This is a genomic window from Sphingomonas sp. ABOLG, assembly GCF_003950435.1.
Lineage (GTDB): Bacteria > Pseudomonadota > Alphaproteobacteria > Sphingomonadales > Sphingomonadaceae > Sphingomonas > Sphingomonas panaciterrae.
In genome coordinates this window covers 1-17,467 of sequence record NZ_QQWW01000002.1, presented here as the reverse complement: position 1 = coordinate 17,467, position 17,467 = coordinate 1, and the positions used below count along the sequence as shown (strand labels likewise).

The window sequence follows — 17,467 nt, the reverse complement described above, 5'->3', positions numbered from 1 at the left end:
CCCCCTATCGCCTCCGGCGCTCTCCGTCGGTTATCGTGTTCGCGCCTGTGCACCGTAATAGAATCGTGACTGTGCCCGGCATGTGCAAGAGAGGAAAGGCCACCTCCCCGAAACGATTGATTTACTCGGGCGGATAGGGAGCGTGCGGTCTCCACAACAAGATCAGCCACAATCGCGGCGGGTGGCGAATTGCGCCGTCCCATCAAAGATACTGATCCGGATCAAAGGCGAGGCAGCCTTTTGCAGTGCAGATCCATGCTAAGCTGCCTCGGGCGTTTGCGCAGAGGATCGTCGCAGCTAGGCCAAGCGCTGTCCGCAGGAGCGCCAGCGCATTCACTCGTGACACGAGCATATCTGCGCAAAAGCTCCGAGAACCGCGGCAACAACTGAAAGCCGCGGAGCGCATGAGGTCGACCAAAACGCGATTCACGGCGCGGCTTTGCTCCCGACGTTTTCGCAGCATCCGTTTCAACGAAGGGCGCGCCGGCGATCCCGAACGTTATCCCTTCCCATTCATCGCTTTCTTCATGCCAGACCAACTGACCTGCCTCACGGCTTCTGCGGAGCACCCCTTTCGCAGCCCGCCGGGCAACAGGTGGCTTCCGCACCCCGGCGCGACATTGCCTCGAACCCGATCCGCACGAACACGGGAACAAAGCTGACGGCTGTGTGTTCTAAGCCGCGCTCCACCCCGCCCATTTTGTCCGTCCGTAATCCGGGGTGGGGCAATCAATTTATACGCGTGATCTTCCCGTCGCCCGACGCGCGATCCGGGAACGCATTTCGACCGTTGTAACGCTGGGTTGGCCAACGGCTTTCCGCCACGTGCGACAGCGTTGGCCTGCTCCTGAGTGCAGGCCAGGTACCGCTATCCTCACGCGTCGCGATACCATCCGTCGTGACGCCACCGGACCAAAGCCTTCCGCTTGCATGCAAGCACATCGAAGCGCGCCGACTGGAGTCTGACGTCGATCAGCCAAGATCCAAATTCACAAACGATCCGTCACCCTGTGCAGCGCATGGACCGAAGGAAGCGAGGAAGGCTTTGGCGCACTAGTCCCATTGTGCAGTGCTCGGATCCTCGCACCGTGGGAGAATCCGTCACCATCTCGATATCCGGGACAGAGCACAACAAAACTGCGCGCGGCGCATTTCCCAGGCTGTCTGTGAAAAATCGAGCGGTGAGAGTCCGCGCCGATCACCACATAGGAATACTGCGGCTTTGCAGGTGGTGGGCGCTGACGGGTTCGAACCGCCGACCTACTCGGTGTAAACGAGCCGCTCTACCAGCTGAGCTAAGCGCCCCCTTGCGGGAGGATGCTCCTTTAGCGTCCCGCGCCGATCGCACAAGGCTCCTTGAGACGCCAACGCCACCTCCGCACGCTGACCCGGGGGCGCGTCAGATGATCGGCAGTCCCAAGGTGCGCGCCATGGCGACATAGCGGCGCATCGCGTCCAGACCGCTTTCGGTCAGCGACATGAAGGCACGGCGTCGATCGAACGGGTCCGGGCGGCGTTCGAACAATCCCGCCTCGGTCAGGCGGGAGATCCAGCGCAACGCCGTCGTCGGCGCCACCGCCGCCGCGATGCACAGGCTGGACACCGAAACATGCGCGCGCTTCAGATGCGCGGCATACAGGTCCAGCATCATGTCCCAGGCGGGATCCTCGAACAGCCCAGGCCCGACATAGCGATCGCGCAGCCGGCGCGAGCGGACGATCTGGCGGATATCGGCCGCGGTGATCGAATCGGTGCGCTGCTCGGCTGCATAGTCGAAGCTGGGTTCAGCCACGATCGCGGTGCGCATCGGCTCGTCATGCTTGGACAATTTCGCCAGCACGTCGGCGATCCGCGCCACTTCCGCGTTCAGCTTCGCCAGCCGCGCCGCCTCGCCCTCGTTGATCCGATCATGCAGGACCAGCCGGTCTGCCCCCCGAGCGCCGGCCATGGCGGCGATCCAGTCCGCCGGCTGCGGATCGCACAGGATCTGGTGGCGCGACAGGACGAGGCCAGCGGCCACCACATCGATCTGCGCCGGGGTGATGGCGGCGACCATCGCCAGGTCGCGCCCGGCCGCCATGCCGTCCAGCCGGGACAGGCCGGCACTGATCGCCTCATCCTCGACCTGCCGCAGATCGAGCAGGATCAGCGGCCGCGTCGCCAGTGTCGCGAGGCGGGCGGGCGCATCGCTCAGCGTGCCGCTACCGACCACCCGGCCGCCACACATCTCCAGCGCGGCAGCTGCGTCCTCGCCCCCGCCCTCATCCTCACCCCAGCCCTTATCCCCGCCAGGGTGCCGATCGCCACCGATGATCAGGGCGTCAAAGCCCGACGAATCCCCCCCGGCGTGATAATCACGATGGATCAAATGCATCTTCTGACTCCGAACGGCGATTTCCGACATTCCTGTAATGTTTTACGCCATTCGACAATCCATCATCCGAAATGGATGACAATTGATGGTCGGTTTTGCATCCAATCCGGACCGGATCAGGTTAGTCCAGCGCCTTGACGATCTCCTCGACCATCTTCTTGGCGTCGGCCAGCAGCATCATCGTGTTGTCGCGATAGAATACTTCATTGTCGACGCCGGCATAGCCGACCCCGCCCATCGATCGCTTCACGAACAATACCGTCTTGGCCTTTTCCACATCCAGCACCGGCATGCCGTAGATTGGTGAGGTCTTGTCGGTCTTTGCCGCGGGATTGGTCACGTCATTCGCGCCAATGACGAACGCTACGTCGGTCTGCGCGAACTCGGAATTGATATCCTCCAGCTCGAACACCTCGTCATACGGCACGTTGGCCTCGGCGAGCAGGACGTTCATATGCCCGGGCATGCGGCCGGCAACTGGGTGGATTGCGTATTTCACGCGCACGCCCTGCTCCTTCAGCTTGTCGGCCATCTCGCGCAGCACGTGCTGCGCCTGGGCGACCGCCATGCCGTAGCCGGGGACGATGATGACCTGCTCGGCCTGACTCATCAGGAACGCCGCGTCCTCGGCCGAGCCGCGCTTCCACGGCCGGTCGATCTGCGCCCCGCCGCCGCCGCCCGACGACGCTTCCGCGCCGAAGCCGCCGGCGATCACGCTGATGAAGCTGCGGTTCATCGCGCGGCACATGATGTAGCTCAGGATCGCGCCCGAGCTGCCGACCAGCGCGCCGGTGATGATCATCGCGGTGTTGTGCAGCGTGAAGCCCATCGCCGCTGCGGCCCAGCCCGAATAGCTGTTCAGCATCGACACCACGACCGGCATGTCGGCGCCGCCGATCGGGATGATCAGGAGGAAACCGATCGCGAACGACAGGGCGACGACGATCCAGAAATCGAACGGCGACTGCGTCAGCCAGAAGGAGAAGGAGAACCACAGGATCATCAACGCCACGCCCAGATTGATCGCGTGGCGGGCCGGCAGCATGATCGGCGCGCCGCCCATGTTGCCGTTCAGCTTCAGGAAGGCGATGACCGAGCCCGAGAAGGTAATCGCGCCGATCGCGACGCCCAGGATCATCTCGATCCGGCTGACGCCATGGATCGCGGCAAAGGGCGCACCGATCAGCGGCGTGACGACGTCGGCGATGCCGAAGGCGACCGGGTTGAGGAAGGCGGCGATCGCCACCAGCACCGCGGCAAGGCCGACGAGGCTGTGGAACGCCGCGACCAGCTGCGGCATCGCCGTCATCGCGATCCGCCGCGCGGTCACCACGCCGATCACCGCACCCAGGCCAATCGCCAGCAGGATCTCGATCACCGACAGCGTGTCGACCCGCCGCAGGATCGTCGCATAATCATAGCCGGCGACTTCGCCCACCGCGAGCACCGGCATGGTCGGCACGTGCGTCACCAGCGTCGTCACGACGGCGATGGCCATGCCGATCATGCCATAGCGATTACCGCGACGGCTGCTTTCCGGGCTCGACAGGCCGCGCAGCGCCATGATGAAGCACACGCCCGATATCAGGTAGGCAAGCGCCACCCAGGGATTGTCCGCGACGTGATCCACTATCCTCTACCCCCTGTTCGTCGTCCCGGCGTTCGTCGTTCCTGCCGAAGCCGGAACCGCCCTGCCCGAGCGCGACGTTGTTGGACGTGGCCCCGTCTCGTTGGATCGGAGCCGCTTGTTGTCGTCAGTGCTTGGCGGCCGCCGGCCGCTCCTTCTTCTTGTACATCGCCAGCATCCGCTGGGTGACGGCAAAGCCGCCGAAGATGTTGACGCTGGCCAGCACCACGCCCAGCAGCCCCAGCCACTTGGCGGTGGGCGATCCGCTCGCCGCGGCCGCGATCAGCGCGCCGACGATGATGACGGAGGAAATCGCGTTGGTCACCGCCATCAGCGGCGTGTGCAGCGCCGGCGTGACCGACCAGACCACGAAATAGCCGACGAAGCACGCCAGCACGAAGATCGACAGGATCGCTATGAAAGACATGATCTACTCCTGATCCTTCCGCGCGCAGAAGGGCTGACCCCCGGCGGCGTGCCGGTGGTGGAGATGCGCCGCGACGGGCGCCGACAGTTCCGAAACATTGCCACGGCGCCCCGCGCCGCGGTCCCCTCCCCGATGTGGGGAGGAAGGATCACGACAGCAGCCTCTGACTGACGATCTGGCCGTCGCGGGTCAGCCGCACGGCGTCTCCGATTTCCTCGTCCAGCACCGGCCGGCCGAGATCCTTGTCCCAGAAGGCGGACAGGAAGTTGAACAGGTTGCGCGAAAACAGCGCTGAGGCATCCGTCGCCAGCCGCGAGGGCACGTTGCGATGCCCGACGATCTTGACGCCGTGCCGCTCGACGATTTCGCCCGCGACGGCGCCCTCGACATTGCCGCCCTGCTCCACTGCCAGGTCGACGATGACGCTGCCCGGCCGCATGGTCGCGATCTGCGCGTCGCTGACCAGGCGCGGCGCGGGCCGTCCCGGGATCAGCGCGGTGGTGATCACGATATCCTGCTTGGCGATATGGCTGGAAACCAGCTCGGCCTGCGCCTTCTGATATTCCTCGCTCATCTCGGTCGCGTACCCGCCCGAGCCTTCGCCCTCGATCCCCTTCACATTCTCGACGAAGATCGGCTTGGCGCCGAGCGAGAGGATCTGTTCCTTGGTCGCGGAGCGCACGTCGGTGGCGGACACCTGCGCGCCGAGGCGGCGCGCGGTGGCGATCGCCTGGAGGCCCGCGACGCCGACACCCATCACGAATACCTTGGCGGCCGATACCGTGCCCGCCGCGGTCATCATCATCGGGAAGGCGCGGTCATATTCCGCCGCGGCATCCAGCACCGCCTTGTAGCCCGAGAGATTCGACTGCGACGATAGGATGTCCATCGATTGCGCGCGAGTGATTCGCGGCATGAACTCCATCGCCAGCGCCTCGAGCCCGGCGGCGGCATAGGCGTCCACCCGTGCCCGTCCGCCCTGTTCGCCCGTGCCGAACGGGTTCAGCCCCGCAACCAGCCAGGCGCCCCTTTTGGCATTGGTGATCGAGGCGGGATCGGGGCCCTGGACACCCAGGATGATGTCCGCCCCGTCGACCACCCCTGCCCGGTCCGCGACCGTGGCGCCCGCATCGCGGTACGCCTGGTCGGCGATCGAGGCGCTGGCGCCTGCGCCAGCCTCCACGGCCAGATCAGCGCCTAGCTGAATGAACTTCTTCACCGTCTCCGGTGTCGCCGCCACTCGCCGTTCGCCGTCCGCCCCCTCCTTGAGGACAGCGATCTTCATGGCTCAGGCGATCAGCCAGACGACGAACGCAACCAGCGCCACGCAGACGATCGTTCCCCACTTCAACATGCCCATGACTCTGCCATAGGTTGCTTCATGCGCCTTCATGTCGCCATGGTGATTTGCGCTGTGCTGGGCCATTGTAATCCTCTTTCCACTGCTTTGAAGTTCGTCTTAGTCCGGTCGGCGCCTTCGCCTCAAGCCTGCTTAAGCGAGCTTTTACTTGCATGCCATAAAGTGGGGCACTGGATGAAACGGGACGAATCATGACGCGAAACGGCCAGCGCATGCTGATGCTGATCGATGACGAGCCCGCGCAGCGCCGGCTGGTGGCGGCGCTCGCCTCTCGCGGTGGATGGCGCACCTTGTTCGCCAGCGATGCCGAAACGGCGATCGCCATGCTCGGCACGCAGGAGGGGATGCAGCTCGACGCCATCCTGTTCGATCATTGGGGGGAGGATGCCGATGCCTCCGCGTTGATCGCGGAACTGCGCGCCCGCCGGCCCGCGCTGCCGGTGCTGGTGGTGACCGCCAATGGCTCGGTCGCCCATGCGGTGAACGCGATGCGTGCCGGGGCGACGGACTTCCTCGTAAAGCCGCTCGCGCCCGAACGGCTGCTCCAGGCGCTCGACGCGGCGGTGGCGGATACGGCGGCCGGAGAGCTTCGCCCGCTGACCGAAAAGATCCCGGCGATGCTTGGCTTCGACGAGATCGTCGGCTCCGCCCCGCAATTCCGCGCCGCGCTCGCGGTCGCGGCCAAGGCGGCCCGCGCCCGTGTCGCCGTCCTGATCGAGGGCGAAAGCGGCGTCGGCAAGGAAGTGGTGGCAGAGGCGGTGCACGCCGCCAGCCCGCGCGCCAAGAAGCCCATGCTGTCGGTGAATTGCAGCGCTTTGCCCGCCAATCAGCTCGACAGTGAATTGTTCGGCCACGAGACCGGTGCCTTCGCCGGCGCCTTTGATCGCAAGATCGGAAAGTTCGTGGAGGCCGATGGCGGTACCCTGTTCATCGACGATATCGGCGAAATGCCGCTGGAAACGCAGGCGCGCCTCCTCGACACGATCCAGACCGGGCTGGTTCACCCGCTCGGCGGCCGCCACCCGCGCGAGGTGGACGTGCGCGTCATCGTCGCCACCAGCAAGCGGCTGGTGGATGAGGTGGAGGCCGGCAATTTCCGCGAGGACCTGTACTTCCGCCTCAACATCGTGCCGGTCACCATCCCGCCGCTGCGCGAACGCGCGCAGGATATCCCCGCGCTCGCCCGCCACCTGCTCGCCCGCATCGCACTTCAGCCCGGACTGCGTCAGCTGGGCATCACCGACGACGCGCTCGCGCTCCTGATGGACTATGACTGGCCCGGCAACGTGCGCCAGCTTCAGAACGCCCTGTTCCGCGCCGCAGTGCTGTGTGAGGGCGATGCGCTGACCCGCACCGATTTCCCGCAGATCGCGACGCTCAACACCCGCCGCGTCCGCACGCCCCAGCCGCAGCAGATGGCGACCTCAGGCGGCGTGGAGCTGTTCCGCCCGGACGGCAATCTGCGCATGCTGGAGGAGATCGAGGCAGACGTCATCCGCCTCGCCATCGGCCATTATCGCGGCCGAATGACGGAGGTTGCACGCCGGCTCGGCATCGGTCGCTCGACGCTCTACCGCAAGCTGGGCGAGCTGGGCATCGACAACGCCGCCTGATTGGCGTCGACCGCCCCTATTCGGCCGTCCCCGCCGCCTCCTTGCGCAGCCGTGCCGCCAGTGCGCGCTCCGACGCCTCGGCCAGCGCGCGGCAGGCGCCCGGCTCGGTCAGATAGCGCCCTGTCGCCCCGCCCTGATCGGCATGGGCGGTGATCAGGATGTCGCACGGCATCGCCTTCATCGTGGCATAGGTCTGCGCAAAGGCATCACGAATCCCCGCACTCGTCGGCGCACTGTAACGATACCCCTCGGCCGACACCGGGTTGAGGCTCGAGGCAAACACGATCGTCCGGCATGTCGCGCCCTCGCACGCAGGCCAGCTCCAGCTCATGCTCCCGGTCGTATGCCCCGCGGTGCGATGCCCCGTCACCGTCACCTTGCCCAGCGTCAGCCGCTCGCCGTCCGCCAGCGTGCGCACCTTGGCCACCGGCGGAAAGCTGTGGTCATAGGCGAGTTGCGGATCGTCCTTGCCCAGCCGCCCCGTGCGCAGCTCCTCGGCGGCGCGATCGCTCGCCACCACCGTTGCACCGGTATCGCGCACCAGCGCGGCGAGCCCGCCGGCATGGTCGAAATGCGGCTCGGTGCTCAGAATGTATTTGATGTCGCCGGGCTTGAACCCGAGCTTGCGAACATTGTCCAGGATTCGCGGCGCCGCCTGCGGCAGCGCGCCGTCGACCAGGATCAGCCCCGCGCCCGTATCGATCAATGCGACGCTCAGCCCGCCGAACCCGACCAGATAGGTGGTACCGAAGATCTTCTCCGGCGCGCGCGGTGCCAGCCACGTCGATTCGCGCTCAACGGCCAGCGGCCGGGTCAGCGGATCGCTCGCTTGCTGCCCGGCACCTGTACCCGGTCCGGTCGCCACGACGGGCCCAGCGGCGCTACCGCCAATCAGCAGCGCGGCAACAACAATGCCGGTTCGGCACACCATGTAATGATCTCCCTTTCCCCGCCTTGTCGCCGCACGCCAGCGCGGCGACAAGAGGAGACGGGAGGGATGCGATGAGCGCTGCGCCGCCCGCGGCCAGTGACGCGCGGGCGGCGCTACGCAGACTTACTGGTTCGCGTCGCCGCTCGCCTCGATCCGCGCCCAGCGCGCTTTGCGTTCGGCTCGCTGATATTCCTTGTTACGCCGCAGTTGATCGAAACCGGCGATCTTCTTCTTCGACAGCTTGGCGCCCAGTTCCGGGAACATCTCGTCCACCATCTGCGCGCGTTCCAGACGCTCGCGATACATGACCGGCGTTGTGGCAGTCGGGATCAGCACGGTGGAACTGAACGCCGGATCATTCAGGCCGCCGAAGGTGCCGAGCGGCGTCGGGGAGCCTGGCGCGGTGCCTGGCACGGAGAACGTGCTCTGCGCACTCGCGCTTCCACCAGCGACCAGCAATGCTGCGGCTAGGACAACCTTCATCCGACCTCTCCTGCTACGATGTCTCGCCCCGTATCAGACGTCTGTCGGCCGAAGCTGTTCCAGTTTTGCTGCAGGGTCAACAGCTTGGCGACGATTTCGGGCGCCGGCCGCCGCTATCCTTCCTCGATCGCCCGCACCCAGTCGGGCAGCTCCGCCAGGTTCGCCAGCTCGCGAAATCGCGCCGCGTCGGTTGGCGGCGGCGCCACCTCATGCGCCCAGGCGCCCGCCTGCGGCACATATGCCGCCCATGCCCCGGCGGCGAGCGCCGGCAGGACGTCCGAGCGCATCGAATCGCCCGCCATCAGGGCATGGGCGGGCGGCACGCCGTAGCGTTCGAACAGCCGCGCAAAGGTTTCCTCCTTCTTGTCGCTGACGATCTCGACGCCGTGGAACATCTCGCCCAGTCCCGATGCGGCCAGCTTCATTTCCTGATGCAAAAGGTCGCCCTTGGTGACGAGGACGAGCCGCGCACGCTCCGCGAGGGCAGCCAGCGTGTCCTCGATGTCATCCAACAGCTCGACCGGATGCGCCAGCAGCGCGCGCCCTGCCTCCAGCACGTCGCCGATCGCCCGCGCGTCCGCGCCGAATTCCAGCGCCGTCTCGATCATCGACAGGGTGAAGCTCTTGGCGCCATAGCCGTACAGCGGCAGATTGCGCACCTCGACCGCCGCCAGCCGGTCGCGTGCGATCCCCGCCTCGGCAAAGGGTGCCAGCATCGCCACAAAGGCGTCCTCCGCCGCGGCGAAGAAGCGCATGTTGTGCCACAGGGTATCGTCGGCATCGAGGCATATAAGATCGATTGGCATTGCGGCCCCTTTAACAGCGGCGCCGGCCGCGTCGCCAGCCGGGCTCATCTTTGGAACCATCGCGTAACGAATTGTGTCAGCAGTCGCCGGGAACAATTGACGCCCCTCGTGCGATGATTTATTGACATGCCTGTCAGTAAGGAGCCGAACACATGGCCGCTAAGCTACCTCCCTTCCCCGGCAGCACCGGCCGGCGTGACTGGAACACTGCCTTCGACGCAATCAAGAAGCTGCTGAACAACGGCGACGACACGGTGCAGGTGTTCCGCATCATGCGCGCATTGAACGTCGGCAGTACCGAATGGGGCTATGCCAAGCTGCTCGGCACCGAAGAGGGTGGCCGCATCGCCCGCGAGCAGGCCGAACTGTCGGAGCGCTTTTCCGATCGTGCCTGGGTCGACAGCTTCGCGCCCGGCACCGTCGGCGCCGCCTATCGCGATTTCCTCGACAGCACCGGCTATTCGGCCGACGGCCTCGTCGCCGTCAGCCGCGAAGGCAATGACAATGTCGAGATCAACCATCCCTACGCCTGGTTTGGTCGCCGCACCCGCGACATCCATGACATCTGGCACGTGCTGACCGGCTACAAGGCCGACGAAAGCCTGGGCGAGGCGGCACTGGTCGCGTTCAGCTACGCCCAGGTCGGCGGTGCAGGCTGGGCCTTCATCGGCTCGGCCGCCGCGCTCAAGAGCCTGCGCATTACCAAGGGCACGCTGTTCGCCCGCGCCGTGCTCGAGGGATATCAGCGTGGCAAGGCTGCGAAATGGCTCGCCGGCGAGGATTATCTGAAGCTGATGCACGAGCCGCTCGGCGCCGCGCGCAAGCGCCTCGGCCTGACCGAGCCAGTGCTCTATCGCCGCGCGCAGGCGGAACTGGGTGAGGAAATGGCATCCTATCTCAGCCAGCGCCGCGAAGAGGCACAGCAGAAGGACATGCCGCTCGCCGCCTGACCCGCAGCATGGACGCAGGGCCGCCGGCAGCGGCGGTCCGCGACTGCATCAAACGCGACGCCTTTTAAAGGCAGCGCCTTTGACCGCAGCGTCATCAAGAAAGGAAAAAAGCGCCAGCGCCCGGCTGTTCTCAGCCGGGCGCTGATCGCTGTTGCTGGGTCAGCCCTCGGCGGTCCGCTGGGCGGCGGTGGCCGCCTCGCGCTCCATCCGCTGGGTGCTCACCCGTTCGGCGCGGTCGGCCATGACGCCCCACGCCCGCGCTGCCCGCTCACATCGCTCGCGCACATTGTCGAGCGTTGCGGCGTTCGCATTGGCCGTTTCGGCGGCCGCGCGAGCGCGATAGGTGACGGCATCATCGGCCATGGTTTCGCTCCTGAAAAAAAACGGGCCGGCGATCGGCCGACCCGCATGTCCTTACTCCGCGGCTTCAAGCGCCACGGCGCTCGAACGGCCACGACGATCGGTCTCCATTTCATAGCTGACGCGCTGGTTCTGCTGCAGCGTGGCGAAGCCCGCGCGCTCGACGGCGGAGATGTGCACGAACGCGTCCGCGCCGCCATTGTCCGGCGCGATGAAGCCGAAGCCCTTGTCCATGTTGAAAAACTTTACGGTGCCGATCTGGGCCATGTGCTTATTCCTTCATTTTTGGCTGGCCGATCCAAAGAGCGGATCGTCCGGTGCCGCGGCAGCAGGGAAAGAAGGAAGAAGGTGCCACAAAGCGCCAAAGACCGTTCGATTTGCGACTGTAGCCCCGCCGATATAGACAATATTCCTGAAAATAGCCAGCCCCGGCCCAGGCCGATATATTTTGGCGCGACCGTTGCGGAAATTACCCCGTTCCCCATGTAGATTTCATCGGTGGCAGTTCTGATCTGTAGGCGTCATCGGCTGAGAGACCGACGTGCTTTCGCTTACCCCTTCTGAAGGCACGATGATGGACCTCAACGAACTGTATTTCCGCCACCAGCTATCGGTCGTGCGCGCCACGTCCGCGCCGACATTCGAGGCGCGCCATGCGCATCGCGGCCTCGCCGCCGGCTATGCTCGCCGCATCGCCGCTCTCCAGTCGGGCGACGCCATCGTTGCACTGGCGAGTGCGACGCTCCTGCGCCGCGATCGCCCGCGCCTCCGCCACTAGGCGCGCGCCGGCGCGCACAACACGGCGCTTTCGCCTTTTCCCAAGCCACAGTAGAGCGGCGGCGATGATCCGCCGGCTCGTGCTGACCGACGTGCGCAGCCATTCCGCGCTGGCGCTGTCCCCCGGGGCGGGGTTCGTGCTGCTCACCGGCCCCAATGGCGCGGGCAAGACCAATGTGCTGGAGGCGGTCTCGCTGCTCGCGCCCGGTCGCGGCCTGCGCCGCGCCAGCCTCGGCGATATCGCGCGCCGCGACGGGCCAGGCGGCTTCGGCATCGCCGCCACGCTGGACGATACGACGGAGATCGCGACCGGCACGCTGGCGAGCGCGCCCGAGCGCCGCGTCATCCGCATCAACGGCGCCGCCGCCCCTGGCAATGCGCTGGCGGAATGGCTGTCGGTGCTGTGGCTCACCCCCGCGATGGACCGGTTGTTCGTCGAACCCGCGAGCGAGCGCCGCCGCTTCCTCGATCGGCTGACGCTCGCGCTGGTGCCCGGTCACGCCACCGAATCGACCCGCTACGACGCCGCGATGCGCGCCCGCAACAAGCTGCTGGCGGAGCCATTTCCCGACCGCGAGTGGCTCTCAGCGCTGGAGGCGCAAATGGCGCAGCATGGCGCGGCGATCGACGCCGCCCGGCGGGAGGCGGTAAGCGCGGTTTCCGCCCAACTTGCCGGCACCTCGGATACCGACTTCCCCCGCGCCACATTGGCCCTGGAGGGGTGGAGCGGCGACGCCGACGCGCTGCTTGCCGCGCTTGCCGCCGGCCGCGCGCGCGATGCCGCCGCCGGTCGCACCCTCGTCGGGCCGCACCGTGCCGATCTCCACGTCACCCACCGCGACAAGCAGATCGCCGCCGCCCAGGCCTCGACCGGCGAGCAGAAGGCGTTGCTCCTGTCGATCGTCCTCGCCCATGCCGCGCTCGTGGGTGAGCGCCGCGGCCAGCCGCCGATCCTGCTGCTCGATGAGGTTGCCGCGCATCTCGACCCCGCCCGCCGCGCCGCGCTGTTCGACCGGCTCAGCGGCCATGCGCAGGTCTGGATGACCGGTACCGAGCCTGCGCTGTTCGCCGCGATCGGCGAGGATGCGACCCGCATCGCGCTCGGTTAGGCGCGCGACCCCACGCCCGACCCCGCCATAATCGCTGGACGCGCCCGCCCCGCGCGCTACCATCACCGTCATGGAGAGGAACACGCACCGCCCGGCCCGCGCCGGCGAGTGGCGTCTCGGCTGGCCTGTGGTCGTCGCGGCGATGATCGGCATCGGCACCGGACCCGGGCTGTTCCAGAATCTGTCCAGCCTGTTCATCGCCGGCCCGGTGGGCGAATTCGGCTGGACGCGCGGCGACATCGCCACTGCCGCCGGCCTCGGGCTGCTCGGCGGCCTCACCGTCCCGTTCCTCGGCCGCCTCGCCGACCGCATCGGGGTGAAGGCGATCATCATCCTCGCCATGCTGCTGCTCGGCCTCGTCTATGCCGGCATGGCATCGCTCTCGGGGCCGCTGTGGCAATATCAGGTGCTGATCTTCGGCCTCGCGCTCACCGTCCCGGGCACCAGCGCGATCGTCTATGGCAAGCTGATCGCCCAGCGGTTCGAGGCGCGGCGCGGCATTGCGCTCGGCGTCGCCACCTCCGGCATTTCGATCTCGTCGCTGGCGCTCGCCCCGGTGCTCGGCATCATCATCGCCGCTTATGGCTGGCGCGCCGGCTTCGTCGCACTCGGCCTCATCGTCGCGCTGCTCGCGCTTCCCGCCGTCCTTTACCTCCTGCGGCACGAACGGACTGCCCCCACCCGCCCCGATCCCGATGATCCCGCCGCAGCGCTGCCGGTCGAGGGCATGACCGGCGCGGAAACCCGGCGCGACACCCGCTACTGGCGGCTCGGCGCCACCGCGGCGCTGATCAACATCGCGAGCGTCGGCCTCGTCACCTCGCTCGTCCCGCTCGGCACCGATCGCGGCCTGACGCCCGCCGCCGCCGCCTTGCTCGTCACTGCCTTCGCCGCCAGCCAGGTCGTCGGCCGGCTCGTCATGGGTGCGCTGGTCGACCGCTACCGGCCGCAAGCGACCGCCGCCGCCTTCGCCACCGTGTCGGCGCTCGCCTTTGTCGGACTGCAACTCCCCGCGCCTGGCCTGCCGCTGATGCTGATGCTGGTGTTCCTTGCCGGGCTGATGAACGGCGCGGAGCATGATCTGCTGCCCTATCTCGCCACCCGCCTGTTCGGCCTGCGCGCCTTTGGGGAGCTTTACGGCCTGCTGGTGATGATCGGCCTGTTCGGCACCGCCACCGGCATCACTGCCTTCGGGCGGCTGTACGATGCCACCGGCAGCTATGGCGCCGCGCTCACCATGGCGGCGATCGCGCTGGCGCTGGCGGCGGTTTTGTTCCTTACCCTGCGCGAACGGCCGCTCCCGCACGTCCAGGCGCACGCGCAACCGGCCTGAACGCGCGCCATTTCGCTTTCGTTGCAGCGCCGCCATGCCTATATGATTGGCATGGCAGATCAGCAGAATTCGAACGACTACGGCGCCTCCTCGATCAAGGTGCTGAAGGGCCTGGACGCGGTGCGCAAGCGGCCGGGCATGTACATCGGCGATACCGACGACGGATCGGGCCTCCATCACATGGTGTTCGAGGTTTCGGACAATGCGATCGACGAGGCGCTGGCCGGCCATTGCGACCGGATCGACATCACGCTGAACCCGGACGGCTCGGTCAGCGTCACCGACAACGGCCGCGGGATCCCCACCGGCATCCACCCGGAGGAAGGCGTCTCGGCGGCCGAGGTCATCATGACCCAGCTTCACGCCGGCGGTAAGTTCGAAAACACCTCGAACGACAATGCCTACAAGGTCTCCGGCGGCCTCCACGGCGTCGGCGTCTCGGTCGTCAACGCGCTGTCCGAATATCTCGATCTCACCATCTGGCGCGATGGGGAGGAGCATTACATGCGCTTCACCCATGGCGACGCCGTCGCTCCGCTGAAGGTCGTCGGCAAGGCGCCTGAGGGGAAGAAGGGCACCCGCGTCACCTTCCTCCCCTCGCCCGCCACCTTCAAGATCACCGAGTTCGACTTCGAGAAGCTGGAGCACCGCTATCGCGAGCTCGCCTTCCTCAACTCGGGCGTCCGCCTGTTCCTCACCGACGCACGTCACGAGGAGCCCAAGACGGTCGAGCTCTATTACGAGGGCGGCATTGCCGCGTTCGTGAAGTGGCTGGATCGCACCAAGGCCGCGCTGTTCCCGGAGCCGATCGCCATTTCCGGCCAGCGTGATGACATCGGCATCGACGTCGCGCTGCAGTGGAATGATTCCTACTACGAAAACGTCCTGTGCTTCACCAACAACATCCCGCAGCGTGACGGCGGCACCCACCTCGCCGCCTTCCGCTCGGCACTGACGCGTACGCTCAATGCCTATGCCGACAAGTCGGGGATGCTGAAGAAGGAGAAGGTCTCGCTCACCGGCGACGACATGCGTGAGGGGCTGACCGCAATCGTCTCGGTCAAGCTGCCGGACCCGAAATTCTCCTCGCAGACCAAGGACAAGCTGGTCAGCTCCGAGGTGCGCCAGCCGCTCGAAAGCCTGCTCGCCGACAAGATGGCCGACTGGCTGGAGGAAAACCCCCAGAACGCGCGCCAGATCATCCAGAAGGTGATCGACGCCGCCGCCGCGCGCGAGGCGGCGCGCAAGGCACGCGACGCCAGCCGCAAGACGGTGATGGGATCGATGGGCGGCCTCCCCGGCAAGCTGCACGATTGCCGCGAGAAGGATCCGGCCAAGTCCGAACTGTTCATCGTGGAGGGCGATTCGGCCGGCGGCTCTGCCAAGTCGGGCCGCAACAGCGAGTTCCAGGCGATCCTGCCGATCCGCGGCAAGATCCTCAACGTCGAGCGCGTGCGCGAGGATCGCATGCTCTCGTCGAAGGAGATCATCTCGCTGATCCAGGCGATGGGCACCGGCATCGGCCGCGACGAGTTCAACCTCGAGAAGCTGCGCTACCACAAGATCGTCATCATGACCGACGCAGACGTTGACGGCGCGCACATCCGCACGCTGCTGCTGACGTTCTTCTATCGCCAGATGCCCGATCTGATCAGCGCGGGGCACCTCTATATCGCCCAGCCGCCGCTCTATAAGGCGACGCGCGGCAAGGCCGTCGAGTACCTCAAGGACGAGGCGGCGCTCGACGATTACCTCGTCCGCAACGGTACGCAGGCGACGACGCTCGATGGCGTCGGCACCGGTGCGCCGCTGTTTAACCTCGTCGATCACGCGCGCCGCATGCGCACGCTGATGCGCTACGTGCCGCGCCGCTACGATCCGGTGATCATCGAGACGCTGGCGCTGGGCGGCGCGCTCGATCCGCAGATCGACCCTGCCGAACGCGCCACCCGCCTCGCGCAGGTGACCCGCCGGCTCGACCAGGGCGATCCCGAGGCCCGCTGGACGGCGCAGATGACGCCGGAGGGCGGCTTCCACTTCCAGCGCTTCTGGCGCGGCGTGACCGATCACCACATCGTCGAGGCCGCGTTCGTCGCGTCGGCCGAGGCGCGCAAGCTGCACGGCCTCGCTGCCGAACATGCCGACCTGTACGACAGCGCGCGCAAGCTCGTCTCGCTCAAGGCCGGTGACCGCACCGAGGAGCCGGCGCCGGACGCGACGCTCGACGGCGCGATCGTCGATGAGGGCGAGGCGGATGAGGCGCTGGTGATCGGCAAGGGCGAAACGCTCGTCGCCCGCCCGTCGCAGCTCCTGGAAGCGATCCTCGCCGCCGGGCGCAAGGGCCTTGCGATCCAGCGCTACAAGGGTCTTGGCGAAATGAACGCCGAGCAATTGTGGGAAACGACGCTCGATCCCAACAACCGCTCGATGCTGAAGGTCGCGATCGACCAGGCGGATGTCGCGGACGAGATCTTCACGCGCCTGATGGGCGACGTGGTCGAGCCGCGCCGCGAGTTCATCCAGGAAAACGCGCTCAGCGTCGCCAACCTCGACGTCTGATCGCGCATCGCGAACCAAGGGGGCGCCGGCGCGGCCGGTGCCCCTTCCCCGCGCACGCCGCGTCGCTCAGCCCGCGTGCCGCCGCACCCAGCCGGCAAAGCGGTCCATCCAGCCCTGCAGGAACGCACGACTGCCAGCGCCGATCGTGCCGTCCGCATCCAGCATCGCGTCGCTCCACTGGATGAACGCCTCCGGCTGCCCCAGCGTCGGCATGTCGAGATAGGCCAGGATGTTGCGCAGGTGCTGCTGCGCCAGCGCCGTGCCGATCTTGCCCTGCGACACCCCGATGATGCCGGCCGGCCGCCCCGCCCACACGCTTTCCCCCGGCGGGCGCGATCCATGGTCGAGCGCGTTCTTCAGAACCCCGGGGATCGATCGATTATATTCGGGCGTGACGAACAGCACGCCGTCGGCCTCCGCAATCGCGCGTTTCAGCCGCCGTACCGGCTCGGCCGGGTCTGCCTCCTCGTCCGGGTTGTAGAGTGGCAGGTCGCCGATGGGCACGTCGTGAAAGGAAAGGTCGGCCGGTACCAGGCGAAGCAGCGCGTCATGCAGTCGCCGGTTGAGCGAATCGCGCCGCAGGCTGCCGACGATCGAGGCGATGCGCAAAGCCATGACATACTCCTGTTGGCCGCCACCCCGGCATGAAAGACGCGGCCACGGCTACGGTCCCCGATCCAGCCCCGCCCCAGCGGAACGATTGCCGCCCCCGCCAGTCGTAGCGGGATGACCGACGATCCTTCCGATCCGTTCCTTCC

Annotated in this window: 17 protein-coding genes and 1 tRNA gene; 6 read left to right on the top strand and 12 right to left on the bottom strand. The window is 66.8% G+C overall.

Annotated features, from left to right (window positions below; all coding sequences use genetic code 11):
* Positions 1–1,229 precede the first annotated feature (1,229 nt).
* From CA236_RS02095 to CA236_RS02070, 6 genes are all read right to left on the bottom strand, one after another.
* Positions 1,230–1,305, bottom strand: a tRNA-Val gene (locus tag CA236_RS02095).
* Between the two features lie 94 nt (positions 1,306–1,399).
* A complete protein-coding gene (locus CA236_RS02090) occupies positions 1,400–2,374 on the bottom strand; it encodes a winged helix DNA-binding protein (protein ID WP_164518830.1) in 975 nt (324 codons plus the stop codon).
* 121 nt (positions 2,375–2,495) lie between these two features.
* Entirely contained in the window at positions 2,496–4,004 is a 1,509-nt protein-coding gene (locus CA236_RS02085) for an NAD(P)(+) transhydrogenase (Re/Si-specific) subunit beta (protein ID WP_046408907.1), read from the bottom strand.
* A gap of 124 nt (positions 4,005–4,128) precedes the next feature.
* The gene (locus tag CA236_RS02080) at positions 4,129–4,428 is read right to left on the bottom strand and encodes an NAD(P) transhydrogenase subunit alpha (RefSeq protein WP_046408906.1); all 300 of its coding nucleotides are present in this window, start codon (positions 4,426–4,428) and stop codon (positions 4,129–4,131) included.
* A 148-nt stretch (positions 4,429–4,576) separates the two neighbouring features.
* Positions 4,577–5,713, bottom strand: a complete 1,137-nt coding sequence (locus tag CA236_RS02075; RefSeq protein ID WP_125944367.1) for an NAD(P) transhydrogenase subunit alpha — start codon at positions 5,711–5,713, stop codon at positions 4,577–4,579.
* Between the two features lie 3 nt (positions 5,714–5,716).
* Positions 5,717–5,854, bottom strand: coding sequence for an aa3-type cytochrome c oxidase subunit IV (locus tag CA236_RS02070; RefSeq protein WP_082102894.1), 138 nt, complete (start codon positions 5,852–5,854; stop codon positions 5,717–5,719).
* Between the two features lie 125 nt (positions 5,855–5,979).
* Between CA236_RS02070 and CA236_RS02065 the strand changes: the two genes are divergently transcribed.
* Positions 5,980–7,401, top strand: a complete 1,422-nt coding sequence (locus tag CA236_RS02065) for a sigma-54 dependent transcriptional regulator (protein WP_046408904.1) — start codon at positions 5,980–5,982, stop codon at positions 7,399–7,401.
* A 16-nt stretch (positions 7,402–7,417) separates the two neighbouring features.
* Here the strand turns inward: CA236_RS02065 and bla are convergent, their stop codons facing one another.
* The 3 genes from bla to CA236_RS02050 all read right to left on the bottom strand — a co-directional run bounded on the left by bla (position 7,418) and on the right by CA236_RS02050 (position 9,621).
* The gene (gene bla / locus CA236_RS02060; protein ID WP_125944366.1) at positions 7,418–8,332 is read right to left on the bottom strand and encodes a subclass B3 metallo-beta-lactamase; all 915 of its coding nucleotides are present in this window, start codon (positions 8,330–8,332) and stop codon (positions 7,418–7,420) included.
* A gap of 123 nt (positions 8,333–8,455) precedes the next feature.
* Positions 8,456–8,815: a hypothetical protein gene (locus CA236_RS02055; RefSeq protein WP_125944365.1), complete on the bottom strand. Its 360-nt coding sequence runs from the start codon at positions 8,813–8,815 to the stop codon at positions 8,456–8,458.
* Positions 8,816–8,928: 113 nt separating this feature from the next.
* Positions 8,929–9,621 (bottom strand): HAD family hydrolase, encoded by a 693-nt coding sequence (locus tag CA236_RS02050; protein ID WP_125944364.1) that lies wholly within the window; start codon positions 9,619–9,621, stop codon positions 8,929–8,931.
* Between the two features lie 152 nt (positions 9,622–9,773).
* Between CA236_RS02050 and CA236_RS02045 the strand changes: the two genes are divergently transcribed.
* Complete coding sequence (locus CA236_RS02045; RefSeq protein WP_046408902.1) at positions 9,774–10,571, top strand: Coq4 family protein; 798 nt, start codon at positions 9,774–9,776, stop codon at positions 10,569–10,571.
* A gap of 159 nt (positions 10,572–10,730) precedes the next feature.
* Here CA236_RS02045 and CA236_RS02040 read toward each other — a convergent pair whose 3' ends face one another.
* Both CA236_RS02040 and CA236_RS02035 read right to left on the bottom strand, forming a co-directional pair.
* On the bottom strand, positions 10,731–10,934 hold the full coding sequence (locus CA236_RS02040) for a hypothetical protein (RefSeq protein WP_046408901.1): 204 nt from the start codon (positions 10,932–10,934) through the stop codon (positions 10,731–10,733).
* 51 nt (positions 10,935–10,985) lie between these two features.
* Positions 10,986–11,198 (bottom strand): cold-shock protein, encoded by a 213-nt coding sequence (locus CA236_RS02035; RefSeq protein WP_046408900.1) that lies wholly within the window; start codon positions 11,196–11,198, stop codon positions 10,986–10,988.
* A gap of 274 nt (positions 11,199–11,472) precedes the next feature.
* Between CA236_RS02035 and CA236_RS02030 the strand changes: the two genes are divergently transcribed.
* The 4 genes from CA236_RS02030 to gyrB all read left to right on the top strand — a co-directional run bounded on the left by CA236_RS02030 (position 11,473) and on the right by gyrB (position 16,709).
* On the top strand, positions 11,473–11,709 hold the full coding sequence (locus CA236_RS02030) for a hypothetical protein (RefSeq protein WP_145118613.1): 237 nt from the start codon (positions 11,473–11,475) through the stop codon (positions 11,707–11,709).
* Between the two features lie 64 nt (positions 11,710–11,773).
* Positions 11,774–12,817, top strand: a complete 1,044-nt coding sequence (gene recF / locus CA236_RS02025; RefSeq protein WP_125944362.1) for a DNA replication/repair protein RecF — start codon at positions 11,774–11,776, stop codon at positions 12,815–12,817.
* Between the two features lie 70 nt (positions 12,818–12,887).
* The gene (locus CA236_RS02020; protein WP_125944361.1) at positions 12,888–14,150 is read left to right on the top strand and encodes an MFS transporter; all 1,263 of its coding nucleotides are present in this window, start codon (positions 12,888–12,890) and stop codon (positions 14,148–14,150) included.
* Positions 14,151–14,201: 51 nt separating this feature from the next.
* The gene (gene gyrB, locus CA236_RS02015) at positions 14,202–16,709 is read left to right on the top strand and encodes a DNA topoisomerase (ATP-hydrolyzing) subunit B (RefSeq protein WP_125944360.1); all 2,508 of its coding nucleotides are present in this window, start codon (positions 14,202–14,204) and stop codon (positions 16,707–16,709) included.
* Positions 16,710–16,775: 66 nt separating this feature from the next.
* Here gyrB and CA236_RS02010 read toward each other — a convergent pair whose 3' ends face one another.
* Positions 16,776–17,324 carry an NAD(P)H-dependent oxidoreductase gene (locus tag CA236_RS02010; protein ID WP_125944359.1) on the bottom strand — a complete coding sequence of 183 codons (549 nt, stop codon included), beginning with the start codon at positions 17,322–17,324 and terminating at the stop codon, positions 16,776–16,778.
* Positions 17,325–17,467 lie beyond the last annotated feature (143 nt).